13 protein-coding genes are annotated in these 12,982 nt (G+C 61.0%); 3 read left to right on the top strand and 10 right to left on the bottom strand.

Annotated features, from left to right (window positions below; all coding sequences use genetic code 11):
* Positions 1-81: 81 nt before the first annotated feature.
* Positions 82-666: an NnrU family protein gene (locus PYR71_RS09275; RefSeq protein ID WP_275619127.1), complete on the bottom strand. Its 585-nt coding sequence runs from the start codon at positions 664-666 to the stop codon at positions 82-84.
* A 121-nt stretch (positions 667-787) separates the two neighbouring features.
* On the opposite strand from PYR71_RS09275, the gene PYR71_RS09270 reads away from it, so the two are divergent.
* Positions 788-1,777, top strand: coding sequence for a polysaccharide deacetylase family protein (locus PYR71_RS09270; protein WP_275619126.1), 990 nt, complete (start codon positions 788-790; stop codon positions 1,775-1,777).
* A 75-nt stretch (positions 1,778-1,852) separates the two neighbouring features.
* Here the strand turns inward: PYR71_RS09270 and sbmA are convergent, their stop codons facing one another.
* Both sbmA and PYR71_RS09260 read right to left on the bottom strand, forming a co-directional pair.
* Positions 1,853-3,118 (bottom strand): peptide antibiotic transporter SbmA, encoded by a 1,266-nt coding sequence (sbmA, locus tag PYR71_RS09265; RefSeq protein ID WP_275619125.1) that lies wholly within the window; start codon positions 3,116-3,118, stop codon positions 1,853-1,855.
* A 125-nt stretch (positions 3,119-3,243) separates the two neighbouring features.
* Positions 3,244-4,428, bottom strand: coding sequence for a YbfB/YjiJ family MFS transporter (locus PYR71_RS09260; RefSeq protein WP_275619124.1), 1,185 nt, complete (start codon positions 4,426-4,428; stop codon positions 3,244-3,246).
* Between the two features lie 167 nt (positions 4,429-4,595).
* Between PYR71_RS09260 and PYR71_RS09255 the strand changes: the two genes are divergently transcribed.
* Positions 4,596-5,168, top strand: a complete 573-nt coding sequence (locus PYR71_RS09255; RefSeq protein WP_275619123.1) for a PadR family transcriptional regulator — start codon at positions 4,596-4,598, stop codon at positions 5,166-5,168.
* 314 nt (positions 5,169-5,482) lie between these two features.
* Here the strand turns inward: PYR71_RS09255 and map are convergent, their stop codons facing one another.
* The 7 genes from map to glpK form a co-directional block, all read right to left on the bottom strand.
* On the bottom strand, positions 5,483-6,241 hold the full coding sequence (gene map, locus PYR71_RS09250) for a type I methionyl aminopeptidase (RefSeq protein ID WP_183912299.1): 759 nt from the start codon (positions 6,239-6,241) through the stop codon (positions 5,483-5,485).
* Between the two features lie 39 nt (positions 6,242-6,280).
* Positions 6,281-7,342, bottom strand: coding sequence for an LLM class flavin-dependent oxidoreductase (locus PYR71_RS09245; RefSeq protein ID WP_183912297.1), 1,062 nt, complete (start codon positions 7,340-7,342; stop codon positions 6,281-6,283).
* Between the two features lie 403 nt (positions 7,343-7,745).
* Positions 7,746-8,036: a GIY-YIG nuclease family protein gene (locus PYR71_RS09240; RefSeq protein WP_275619122.1), complete on the bottom strand. Its 291-nt coding sequence runs from the start codon at positions 8,034-8,036 to the stop codon at positions 7,746-7,748.
* Between the two features lie 166 nt (positions 8,037-8,202).
* A complete protein-coding gene (locus PYR71_RS09235) occupies positions 8,203-8,670 on the bottom strand; it encodes an SRPBCC family protein (RefSeq protein ID WP_275619121.1) in 468 nt (155 codons plus the stop codon).
* Between the two features lie 97 nt (positions 8,671-8,767).
* Positions 8,768-10,027, bottom strand: a complete 1,260-nt coding sequence (locus PYR71_RS09230) for an RNA polymerase sigma factor (protein WP_275619120.1) — start codon at positions 10,025-10,027, stop codon at positions 8,768-8,770.
* Positions 10,024-10,398 (bottom strand): YciI family protein, encoded by a 375-nt coding sequence (locus PYR71_RS09225; protein WP_275619119.1) that lies wholly within the window; start codon positions 10,396-10,398, stop codon positions 10,024-10,026. The genes PYR71_RS09230 and PYR71_RS09225 overlap by 4 nt, the downstream gene beginning before the upstream one ends.
* 141 nt (positions 10,399-10,539) lie before the next feature.
* Positions 10,540-12,033: a glycerol kinase GlpK gene (gene glpK / locus PYR71_RS09220; protein WP_275619118.1), complete on the bottom strand. Its 1,494-nt coding sequence runs from the start codon at positions 12,031-12,033 to the stop codon at positions 10,540-10,542.
* Positions 12,034-12,189: 156 nt separating this feature from the next.
* Between glpK and PYR71_RS09215 the strand changes: the two genes are divergently transcribed.
* Complete coding sequence (locus PYR71_RS09215) at positions 12,190-12,966, top strand: 3-hydroxybutyrate dehydrogenase (protein ID WP_183912287.1); 777 nt, start codon at positions 12,190-12,192, stop codon at positions 12,964-12,966.
* The last annotated feature ends 16 nt before the right edge of the window (positions 12,967-12,982 follow it).

The raw sequence follows: 12,982 nt of genomic DNA, 5'->3' as shown, positions 1-12,982 counted from the left end.
ACCCATAGGCTGTGCGCTACGCACATTGCCGGGCCTTCTACCGCATTTTGCCGCGGTTGTAAGGGGGATATGAAAGATTCGTTACACGACCAGCGGTGAAACGCCGATCAACCATTCGTGCAGCTTCCAGATAATCAGCGCCCAGGCAACGATGCCGATGACGACGGCATAGAGATCGTATTTCGCCGAAACGAAGGGGCGCAGCGTGATCTCGCCTGCGCGCTCGCGCCGCTTCAGCGAGATGCGCAGGATGACGCCCCAGGCTAGGAAAGCGGCAAACAGCAGGACCGACGACGTCTCGCCGTTGGCGAGCAGATGCGCCAGCGCCCAAATCTTCACCGACAATACCATCGGATGTTTCGTCTTGGTGGCGATATGCCCCGCCGGCAGCAGCGAGGCGACCAGGCAGATCATCGCGAGCAGCATCAGCGTGATCGCGATATGCGCCGTCCAGACCGGCGGATTATAAAGCATGCCCGTCACCTGACGGGCCTGCCCGAATCCGTAGATCAAGAGGATCAGTGTGAGGATGCTCGCGATCGAGTAGCCGGCCCGCCAGCCCCTTTCGCCGAAGCTTGCGATCATCGAGCGGCGTAGGCCCGGTGCCACCACCCGCACCAGATGCACACCGAGAAAAAGTATGATGCCGACGATAAGCAGTGCCATTGCGGTCCCTTCCGTGCAATTTGTCATGGCTTAGCGGCTGACGGGAAAAAATACCAGTTGAGACCGCAGCTTCGCCGCAATTCTATAGGAGGGAAACCGCGATCAAATTATCGCGGTGTCCATGTCCCGTCTTCTCCTCTCCACTTGCCTGACGGCTTCGTTCCTCCTCCCTGTTATCGCCGAGGCGGCCGACCGGCCGAAACAGCTCGTCATCATTTCCTTCGACGGCGCCCACGACAATGCGCTCTGGCTGAAAAGCCGCGAGATGGCGGCGAAAAATGGCGCCCACTTCACTTATTTCCTCTCCTGCACCTTCCTGATGAACGAGGCGGCGAAGAAGGCCTACCAGGCGCCGCATCAGAAACGCGGAAAATCCAATGTCGGCTTCGCCCAGAGCGATGACGAAATCCGCGAACGGCTCGGCAATATCTGGCATGCCCATCTCGAAGGCCACGACATCTCGAGCCATGCCTGCGGTCATTTCGACGGCCGCCTCTGGACCGAAGCCGACTGGTCGGCCGAATACGCCACCTTCCACGCGACGCTGAAGAATGCCTGGAAGAGCGTCGGCCTCGACGAGCCGGTCGGCTGGCAGAACCTTGTCGATCATGGCATCAAGGGCTTTCGCGCCCCCTATCTCTCGGCAACCGCGGGCGCCGATATGATCGCCGCCGAAAAGAAGGCTGGCTTCACTTACGATGCAAGCCTCGTCACCAAAGGCCCGGCCATACCGGTCGAAGAAGACGGCATTATCCGCTTCGGCCTACCGCTGATCCCCGAAGGTCCGAGCGAAAAGCCGATCATCGGCATGGACTACAATCTTTTCGTCCGGCACTCCAAGGGCGAAGAAGATTCCGCGGACAGCGTCGCCTTCGAGCAGCGCGCCTATTCAGCCTTCTCCCAGGCTTTCGACCGCCAGTACAACGGCAGCCGCATCCCCCTCCAACTCGGCTTCCACTTCGTCGAAATGAACGGCGGCGCCTATTGGCGGGCGCTGGACCGCCTGGTCAGCGACGTCTGCCATCGAACCGATGTCGCCTGCGTCAGTTATTCCGAAGCGATACCGATGATCGAGGCCCGCGGCAAACTGCAGCTGACATCAGGTTTGTAACGCATTTATATTACCGCGATGGTGTACAGTGCGGCACAGCGGGCCTTAAAGCCACGACCTACCCGTTCAGCCTGATCAGCCATCAACATGAACAACGCCAGCTTCCCGCTCCAGATAATGCTGGTCGATCGCCGGCAGCGGCTCGTCGTCGATAGCAGCCTCGAAGGCCTTGAGGCGCTTGTGGATGGAGAGCAGTTCGATGATCGTCGTCCAGGAGTTGACCAGATACTGGAACGAGTTGCTGACCTGGCCGAAGGCGGTCGAGATCTGCTGGAAGATACCATAGGTGATCGTGCCTGCAACGATCGTCGGGACCAGCATGAAGACCACGAAGAGCGCGTCTGCCTGAATGTAGAAATAGCGGGCGACGTTGAAATACATGTAGTGGAAATACATGCGGAAATAGTTCCGCCGAACGTTGTTGAAGAGCTCCCTGACCGTCAGCGGTTGCGCCCTCTCCGCATGATCCTCGCCGTAGACGAGTTCCTTACGATAGGCGGCTTCGACGCGTTGATTCCGGAAGTTCAGGCCCGGCAGCTTGATACCGGCAACCGCCAGGAGCAGCGTGCCGAATGCCGACCAGAAGAGCGCCAGCCAGAAGAGCGAATTTGCCAGAGGGCCGATGACCGGCAGTTCGGTCACGTAGTGCGAGAGCGCCAGAAGAATCGGAAGAAAGACCACGAGCGTCATCACTGAGTTGATGAGGCTGATGCCGAGACCTTCGAGCGTGCTCGAAAAACGCATCGTATCTTCCTGAACGCGCTGCGAGGCGCCTTCAATGTGACGCAGCTTTTCCCACTTCGACATGTAGAAGTCGTTCATCGCCGCGCGCCAGCGGAAAATGTAGTGGCTCGTAAAGAAGTCGGTCATGATCGACACGAACATGCTGAGGAACGCGATCTGACAGAAGACCCACATCAGGCTGTAGAAATTATCGACAGAAATGCCCGGCTGCTTTGACAAGGCGTTCTGGAGAAGATCGCCGAAGGGCCGGCGCCAGTTGTTGATCACGACCGTGATCTGGACGCCGAAATAGGTAACGAAAATGATGAGTGCCGACCCCCAGATCGACCACAGCTTCCAAGGATGGTTCCGCGCTATCAGATGCCATGCGCCACAGAAGATCACCGCCGAGAGGAAGAAGTAGCTGTAGAACCAGACATTCTCGGGCAGCAGGAAGAAAGAAAGGTCAATCGGCTGCTGGTCTTCCGCAACCGGCACAAAGCCGAGCGACGCGCCGAGACCGGCAGCGAAAAAGTACCAGCCGAAGATTGAAATCAGCGTCCACACGACAAGCGAAATGAAGAAAGGTTTCGGCTGGGGAAAAAAGGAATGAAACACGGGGGGCTTTGCTTTCCTGAACTGGGAGTCTCGGGAGTGTCTTGGAACACTGATTGTGCCGGAAACTAAGGCAGTTCGAAGGAAGCAGCAATGGGTTCGCCCGATTGTTACGGAGATGTAACCGGTTAGGCGACTTTCTTGATCACGGGCATCACCAGGGCGGCACAGACCAGAAGTGCGGCGGCGGCGATCACCGTCGGGACGGTGAAACTGCCTGAGCGCTCTGCAATCCAGCCAGCAACAACAGGCCCGACGATCTGGCCGAGACCGAAGGCAGCGGTCATCATCGCCAGAATTCGCCGCGGGCTCTCGGGTGAAAGCTTGCGGCCGATCTGCAGCCCGTAAGCCGTGATCGCGAGGAACGTCGCGCCGAACAGTGCACCGCCGATCAGCGGTGCGACCGAAGGCGGCAGCGCCACGGTCGCCAGCACGCCGGCCGCCTCGACCAGAAGCGCCGCGATATAGACGCCGCCGAGCCCGAGGGGCCTCACCAACGGCCTCCAGGCAAACAGCGCCACCGCCGCCGTCAGACCGGCGATGAACCAGCAGAGAAATTCAACGAAAGCTCCCGTTGCCGACAGGCGGGCGATGGTGACGAGGAAGGTCGCGGTGATGACATAGCCGAAGCCGAACAGGCCATAGGACAGGGTTACCAGCACCATCGGCCGGCTCCAGTAGAGCGCCGGCTCCTTACCCGCCTGCACCTTTTGCGCCGGCGCCGACGGCAGCAGAAGGTAGACGACGACCAGGCTTATCGCACAATAGATTGCCCCGCCGATCCAATCGGCGCGCCAGCCGCCCGGCCCGTCGTGAAAGCCGAGGCCGATCACCAGCACCATCACCGAGGACAGCGCAATACCCGCCCCCGGCCCACCGAAATGCGCCGCCTGCACATGGTCATTGCCGGCCGCCGCTCCGTGGCTGAGCACGATCGACGACGTGAAAACCATCGCAAAGGCGCTGGCGAGGCCGGCCAGGAAGCGGATGACGGCGAAGCCCGCGACGGAATCGGTGGCGGCCATGGCCGCGAGCAGGATTGCCGTAGCAAGCAGCGCCGAGAGCGCCACCAGCCGCTCCCGCCCCGCCGCCCAGCCATAGGCCGCCAGCACGGCGCCGACGAGATAACCGACGAAATTCGCCGAGGCGATGAAGCCAGCATCCGCTGCCGAAAGCGGCACGCCGCTCATCATCCCGGGCAGGATCGGCGTATAGGAGAAGCGCCCGAAGCCCATGGCCGCCGCCATTGCAACGGCCCCGGCAGCAGCGGTAGCAGCGAGGTTCGGCTGGGAGCAAGGCGGGCGGGAAAGCATGCAGCGCTTATCGCGCCGCAGTCGCAGCAGCGCAAACAACTATTTCTGATCGATCGATCAATTTCCGGAAAGGTCGAAAAAATCCCGGTTCGCCTTGAAAGTAATTATCTTACGATATATGTTTTACGACATAGCCAAAGATACATCTGACGATGAAAGGAAAAGCCATGAGAGGTTTTAAAGGCGGCATGTTCGGCGAAGCATTTCGCATGGGCCGCAAATTCGCGGCAGGCGATCTGCAGCTCGTCATCCTGGCCCTGCTCGCCCAGCAGCCGCGCCACGGCTACGAGTTGATAAAGCTGCTGGAGGAGCGATCCGGCGGCTTCTATGTGCCGAGCCCCGGCGTCATTTATCCGGCACTCACCTTTCTCGAGGAAACCGGCCTTGCGGAAGTGGAGAATGAGGGCACCAAGAAGCTCTACCGCATCACCGAGGCCGGACGCCGCCGCGTCGAGGAAAACCGCGAGATGATCCTGCACACGCTCGCCAAGCTCGAACGTATCGGCGAGAAGATGGCCTATGTGAAGCGTGTTTTCGAAACCGATCGTCACGGAGCCGATAACGATGAGGGCGACTTCATGCAGGACGGCGGCGATATCCGCGCCGCCCGCATGCTGCTGCGCTCGGCCCTCAGGATGCGTTATCCCTGGTCGAAAAGCGAGGCCGCCCGCATCGCCGGGATATTGGAACGCGCTGCTACTGAAATCCTCCAAGGTGGCAGGCCGGAAACGCGCGGCTGAAGACGGGACGGCGCCAAGGATGGGGCTCACGGTGACACGCGCAGCCCAAGGGAGCCTCATCCTGAGGTGCCCCGTAGGGGCTTCGAAGGACGAACCGGGTGCGCTGACGCCGGATGATGCAAGAAGCAGCGTTGCGGCGTGCTTCGAGGCTCCGCCCTATGGGCTGCGCACCTCAGCATGAGGGACGGTGGAGAGTGCCGCCCTTATAATAGCGGGCCTGGAAAACACGCGCAGCCTCCAAGAGAGCCTCATCCTGAGGTGCCCCGAAGGGGCCTCGAAGGGCGAGGTGGGTGCGCCAAACCCGGAGAGCTCCCCTACGCCCGCCCGTCCGGCAAGGTCAAAATCACCGGTCCGTTCCGCGTCGCAACCACCGTGTGTTCATATTGCACGGTCGGCGCCTTCGGATCGGCATAGAGCGTCCATGCATCGTCGCCGCCCTCGGCCCATGTGGCGCCGAGAGAAAGGAATGGCTCGACCGTGAAGACGAGACCATCCGTCATGACGCGCTTTTCCGAAGGATCCGGCCACGTCGAGAGTTCGGTGGGTTCCTCGTGCAGCGAACGGCCGACGCCGTGGCTCGCCAGATTGGCAACCAGCGTATAGCGGTTCTTCTGGGCGAAAGCGCCGACGGCGGTGCCGATCTTTGCCAGCGGCTCACCCGATTTCACTTGGTTGAGCCCAACCCATAGCGCCCGCCTGCCGTCGCGGCAGAGCCGTTCGATTTTCGGTTTGACCGGCGGCATCGTAAAGGAAGCGCCGGTATCGGCGAAGAAGCCGTCCTTCTCGGCCGAGACGTCGATATTGATCAGGTCGCCGGCCTGAATGACACGTGGCCCGGGAATGCCGTGGGCGATTTCCTCGTTGACGCTGATGCAGGTGGCGCCGGGAAACTGGTAGCAGAACTCCGGCGCCGAGCGCGCGCCGGAATCCTCGAGCACCTTGCGGCCGATCCGATCGAGCTCCAGCGTCGTCATGCCCGGCTCCATCGCTGCCGCCATCACCTGGATGGCGTTGGCGCAGATCCGGCCGATCTCCTTGAGCTTTGTCAGTTCATCGTCGTTTGCGATAACCATTCGTCTCTTCCGGCCTTGCGCGGGCGCGGCGCGGCCGCCTCAAGCCGTGGCTTTCGCCCCTTCGCCCTTTTCAGTCAATGCCTTTCTGACGATCGGGGCGACTTTCGTCCCGTAGAGTTCGATGCCGCGCATGATCTCAGCATGCGGCATCAGGCCGATCGCCATTTGCAGCAGGAAGCGGTCGTTCCTGAAAAGCGTGTGATGGGCGATGATCTTTTCCGCGACCACCTCGGGATCGCCGACGAAAAGCGCGCCGTTCGGCCCACGCGATAGATCGAAATGCGCGCGGCTGGTCGGTCCCCAGCCGCGCTCGCGGCCGATGCGGTTCATCACTTCCGCCTGCGGCCCGTAAAACTGGTCGGCGGCCGCCTCGGTCGTATCGGCGATGAAGCCATGAACATTGATGCTGGTCTTCAGCTTCGCCTGATCCTGCCCTGCGCGGCGCGCCGCCTCACGGTAGAGATCGAAAAGCGGCGCGAAACGGCGCGGCTCGCCGCCGATGATGGCGAGCGCCACCGGCAGTCCGAGCGCGCCGGCGCGCGCCACCGACTGCGGCGTACCGCCGACCGCGACCCACAACGGCAGCGGATCCTGCAGCGGCCTCGGATAGACGCCGCGCCCACGGATCGGCGCGCGAAGCTCGCCCTCCCATTCCACCGTCTCGCTGTTGCGCAGCGCCAAAAGCAGATCGAGCTTCTCCTCGAAAAGCTGGTCGTAATCCTCGAGATTGTAGCCGAACAGCGGGAAAGACTCGATGAAAGAACCACGCCCCGCCATGATCTCGGCCCGGCCGTCCGAAATCAGGTCGAGCGTCGAAAATTGCTGGAAGACCCGCACCGGATCATCGGAGGAAAGCACGGTGACGGCGCTTGTCAACCGGATGTTTTTGGTCTTGACGGCCGCGGCCGCCAACGCCACCGCAGGGGCTGACGCCGCATAATCCGGCCGATGATGTTCGCCGAGCCCGAAGACATCTAGGCCCACCTGATCGGCGAGCTCGATCTCCTCGATCAGATGTTTTAGCCGCTCGGCCCCCTCCGCCCCCTTGCTGCGGGAAGGATTGGGATTGACGTCGGCGAATGTGTAAAGACCCAGTTCCATCATCGAAATCCTGTTGAACTCGATCCGGAGATAAGGATGGCGGTGATGGAGCGCAAACACAAATTGTGGAACGGATCGTTCGAGAATCTTGATAGGGGGCGGATGTCTGGACGTCGATGAGCGCCACCACCTGCAAGGTATGATCGGGTAGAGATCAAGGATGATTAGAGAGTCTTTGCGCCGTAGACACGGCGCTGCTGGATTCCTGTGACAGGCACAGGAATGAGGGAGCAAGTGGTGGGCACCTCGCCATCCATATCCCGTATCATTAAAGCGTATTGTCAGAAGCTAAACTGCGTAAACAGTTGTTGCTGAACTCCGCGAGTGCCAGGAACTCCCTCATTCCTGTGCTTGTCACAGGAATCCAGCAGTCGCGCGTCCGCGCGACAGGAGACTCATCCTCTCACAGGCCCAAGAGATGAAACGAAATGTCCTCCCATTCGGGATTCTCGCGCTCGATCAGATTGAGCTTCCACAGTCGCGGCCATTTCTTAATCGTCTTTTCACGCGTGATCGCTGTCGTCAGCAGATCATGTTCCTCGAACCACACCAGCATCTTGACACCATACTTCGACGTAAAACCCGGCGTCAGCTCATTCTGATGCTCGTATAGCCGGCCGGCAAGATCACGCGTCACGCCGGTATAGAGCGTGCCGTTGCGTCCGGATGCGAGGATATAGACGTACCCTTTCATACCAGCAGATTGGCACAGGATAGACCCCACGTCGACAAAGACACCGACGCGCCCGAATCCTCTGAATTCAACGACTTCGAAGCGTCAGCGGAATCATCTTCCAAACCGCCTCGCACCGCACTTGAAGCGTCGGGAAGGCGAGGCCTACCCCTCGCCGCCCCGGCAATCACATCTTCGCCAGCAACTCGGCCAATTGGTCCGCGGCTTTGCCCCATCCCTCATGGAAGCCCATCTTCTCATGCGCTTCCTTGTCCTCGGCGCGCCAGTGCAGCGCCTTAGCCGTATACTTCGTGCGGCCATTGCCGAGATCTTCGAGCAGGATGACGCCGGTGAAGAAGGGTTTTTCAGCGGGCACCCAGGCGCTGGTATAGGCGTCGGTGAAAACGATCTTCTCGTTCTCGACAATCTCGAGATAAACGCCGCGGTTCGGATACTGATTGCCCTCGGGATCCTGCATGACGACGACATTGGAGCCGCCGGGGCGGACGTCGAGCGTCGCTTCCGCCACGCCCCAGGGGCGTGGTACGAACCACTTCTTCAGCAGGTCGGGATCGGTCCAAGCCTTGTAGATCTTCTCGCGCGGGGCGTCGAATTCGCGAACCAGGGTGAGTTCATGTTGCGTGCTTGCGGTCATTTCGAAGCTCTCCATTTGAGTGAACCTGTTTCCTGTCGGGTTGTTACAAGGACGTGTCGAACTTCGCCGTTCCGACAGCGCGCCAATTTTTCCTGATTTAATTTGCGAGATGCTGCACGGCCTCTGCCTGCATCTTGTCGATCTGACGGCGGATATGGGCCGCCTCCGCCGCCGAATGGGCAAGCGCGATTGCATGGTCGAAGGCTTCGCGCGCCTGGCGGGTCAAGCCAAGCTGCTTCAGCAGCCCGCCTCGCAGACCGTGATAATAGAAATAGCCGCCGAGCTTCTCGCCCAGCGGATCGATGAGATCGAGTGCCTGCTGCGGCCCGTGCAGCTTGGAAACAACGACCGCGCGGTTAAGCGTCACGACAGGCGAAGGCTGCACGCGTTCCAGCGCGCGGTAGAGCAGATCGATCTCCACCCAGTCGGTATCCTCGGCACGTTTCGCGCGGGAATGGATGGCGGCGATGGCCGCCTGGAGCTGATACGGGCCGGGCCGGCGGTGCCGCAGCGCCTTGTCGAGCAGCGCCAAGGCTTCGTTGATGAAGGGCTGGTTCCAAAGAGAGCGGTCCTGATCTTCAAGCAGCACGATTTCGCCCTCGGCGCTGAAGCGCGCCGGCCGGCGTGCGATTTGCAGGAGCATGAGCGCGAGCAGCCCCATCAGCTCCGGTTCCGCCGGGAAAATATGCAGCATCAGCCGTGCCAGCCGGATCGCCTCGTCACTGAAGGCGGCCGCCTCATGCTTGGGGTCGGCCTGGCTGTAACCCTCGTTGAAGATGAGATAGATCATCGTGCTGACGATCAAGAGACGTTCGGCCCTCTCCTCAGGGCTCGGCGTTTCGAAAGGCACGCCTGCCTTGGCGACACGCGCCTTCGCCCGGGTGATGCGCTGCTCCATGGCGCTTTCCGAAACCAGGAAAGCGCGAGCGATCTGCTGCACGGAAAGGCCGGACACGATGCGCAGCGCCAGCGCGATCTGCTGGGTGGCCGGCAGATCCGGATGGCAGCAGATGAAGAGAAGCCGCAGGATGTCGTCGCGATAATTGGAATCGTCCAGCCGATCGGCGATATCGCTTTCGGCATCCTCGGTATCGGAAATGACCTCCTCGTCCGGCAGCGCCTGGAGCTTCGTCCGCTTGCGCACCGCATCGATACCGCTGTTGCGGCCGACGAAAATGAGCCATGCTGTCGGATCGCGCGGCGGTCCTTTCTCCGGCCATGTCCGGATCGCCCTCAGACATGCCTCCTGAAACGCCTCTTCCGCCGTGTCGAGATCGCGGAAATAGCGCAGCAGCGCGCCAAGCGCCTTCGGGCGGGCCGAGCCAAGGGCAAGGTCGATCCAGGCAATATCGGTCATGATGTAGTATCTCCCGGCCTGAAGACGTAGAAAGGCCGAATTTCGTAAGAGGTGGAACCTGGATTGACGGATGAAAGCTGCTTCGAGAAGGCGACCGCCTCGTCGAGGGTTTCGAAGTCAACCACATAGAAGCCGAGAAGCGCCTCTTTCGTTTCCGCAAAAGGCCCGTCGATGACCAAGGGCTCGTCCTTGCCTTTGCGCACGGTGGTCGCAGCCGTCGTCGGCATCAGCCGCCCGACGGGGCCGAGCTTGCCGGATCTGGCCAGCGGCTCCTGCACGGCGTAAAGCTTCTCCATGACGGCAGCCTCTTCCTCCTGGGTCCAGGCGAAGACGGTTTCCTCGTGAGCGTAACAAAGGATTGCATAAAGCATCGGGTCACTCCTCTTTCCGAATGACGAAGGAGTAACCGCTTAGCCGACAGGCCGCATCAAAAAATTATCAAGAGAGAGGCGCTGAGAGCCGGGCCCCGCCCGCCGAAATAGGCAGAGCTATGGTGCGGTTCCGATCGCGCCTCACCCCTCGCTCAGCGTCCGCCGGACCGCGCTCTTCCAGCCCTTGAGCTTGGCCGCCCGCACCTTGTCATCCATGTCGGGCTCGAAGCGCCGGTCGCGTTTCCACCTTGCCGAAAAGCCATCCCTGTCCGGCCAGACCCCTGCCCGGCTGCCGGCGAGCCAGGCCGCACCGAGGGCGGTCGTTTCGAGAATGACCGGGCGGTCGACCGGGGCATTGAGCAGATCGGCGAGCCGTTGCATCGTCCAGTCGGAGGCCACCATGCCGCCATCGACGCGCAGCACCGTGTCGTCGCCGCTGTTCTTCCAATCCTTCTGCATGGCGTCGAGGAGATCGCGGGTCTGGTAACAGACGGCTTCGAGCGCGGCCCGCGAAAGCTCTGCCGGGCCGCTGTTGCGCGTCAGCCCGAAGATGGCACCGCGCGCCTTGGCATCCCAGTGCGGTGCACCAAGGCCGGTGAAGGCGGGCACGAGATAGACGTCCTGCGTCGGATCGGCCTTCTCGGCAAGCGCATTGGTCTCGGCGGCGCTGCCGATGATCCCGAGCCCGTCCCGCAGCCATTGTACCGCCGCCCCGGCGATGAAGATCGAACCCTCGAGCGCGTAGGTCGTCTCACCGTTCAGCCGATAGGCGATGGTGGTCAGCAGCCGGTTTTTCGAACGGACCATATCGGCGCCGGTGTTGAGCAGCGCGAAACAGCCGGTGCCATAGGTCGATTTCAGCATGCCCGGTGCAAAACAGGCCTGACCGATGGTCGCCGCCTGCTGATCGCCGGCAACCCCGAGGATCGGGATCGCGGCGCCGAAGATATCGGCGTCGACCGTCCCGAAATCGGCGGCGCAATCCTTGACTTCAGGCAGCATGGCGGCCGGCACCCTGAGAATATCGAGCAGATCCTCGTCCCAGGTATTTTCGGCGATATTGTACATCAGCGTACGCGAGGCATTGGTCGCGTCGGTGACGAAGCTCTTGCCGCCTGTCAGCCGCCAGATCAGGAAGGTGTCGATCGTACCGAAGCAGAGATCGCCCCTTGCGGCACGCGCACGCGCGCCCTTCACATTGGCGAGCATCCAGGAAAGCTTCGTTCCGGAAAAATAGGGGTCAAGGAGCAGCCCGGTCTTCCTGGTGAACAGCCGCTCGAGATCCTGCCGTTTCAGATTATCGCAATAGCTCGCGGTGCGCCGATCCTGCCAGACGATGGCATTCTGGATCGGCCGGCCGGTCTCGCGCTCCCAGACAACGACCGTCTCGCGCTGATTGGTGATGCCGAGCGCAGCAACATCCCTCGCGGTAATCCCGGCGTCCCGCAAGGCCATGTTGACGGTGGAGATGACCGACTCCCAGATCTCCTCGGGATCGTGCTCGACCCAGCCGGAGCGCGGATAGATCTGGGTGAATTCCTTCTGGCCCTTGCCGGCGACATGCATGTCGCCATCGAAGACGATCGCCCGTGTCGACGTCGTTCCCTGATCGATCGCCAGAACATATCTGCTCATTAAATCCTCCCGAGGCATGTCGATTCTCGAGGCAAATCAATAGGACAGGGATGCGGACGAGAAAAGCGAATAAAGCGGAATTGCCAGCCTGCCGGCTTTGGGCATAACCTCGCCAAAACGTTGCAACGCAGCATCGCGATGTCAGGAGAAAACAGCATGAGCAGATCAGTCATTGTCACCGGCTCCACTAGCGGCATCGGCCTGGCGATCGCCACCGCTTTTGCCGAAACCGGCGACAATGTCGTCATCAATGGTTTCGGAAATGCCGATGAAATCAAGGCGATCGTCAAGCGGCTTGAATCGGTTTCGAAGGGCCGGGCGATCTATCATGCGGCCGACATGACCAAGCCCGCCGAGATCGCCGACCTGATCGAAACGGCGGCGAAGAGCTTCGGCACCGTCGATGTCCTCGTCAACAATGCCGGTATCCAGCATGTCGAGAAGATCGAGGATTTCCCGATCGAGAAGTGGGATCAGATTATCGCCATCAATCTGTCGAGCTCCTTTCACACCATGCGCGCCGCCATCCCGCTGATGAAGGCGAGAAAGCATGGCCGCATCATCAATATCGCCTCCGCCCATGGGCTCGTCGCCTCCCCCTTCAAATCCGCCTATGTTGCGGCAAAACATGGTATATTAGGCCTGACAAAGACGGCCGCCCTGGAGCTTGCCGAATTCGGCGTGACGGTGAACGCCATCTGCCCCGGCTATGTGCTGACGCCGCTGGTCGAAAAGCAGATACCGGATACCGCCAGGGCCCGCGGCATGACCGAGGAGCAGGTTAAGAGCGAGGTCATTCTCAAGGCGCAGCCGACCCGTGAATTCGTCAAGGCCGAAGAGATCGGCGCCCTGTCGCTCTACCTCGCCAGCGACGCCGCCCGGCAGGTGACCGGAACGCATATCTCGATTGACGGTGGCTGGACGGCGGCTTAACCATTTGGAAAAAACA

It is taken from the genome of Rhizobium mulingense (assembly GCF_029194105.1).
In the GTDB taxonomy this organism is placed as follows: Bacteria; Pseudomonadota; Alphaproteobacteria; order Rhizobiales; family Rhizobiaceae; genus Rhizobium; species Rhizobium mulingense.
Note: the sequence above shows the minus strand (reverse complement) of the source record. Positions and strands in the feature narration are given on the sequence as shown.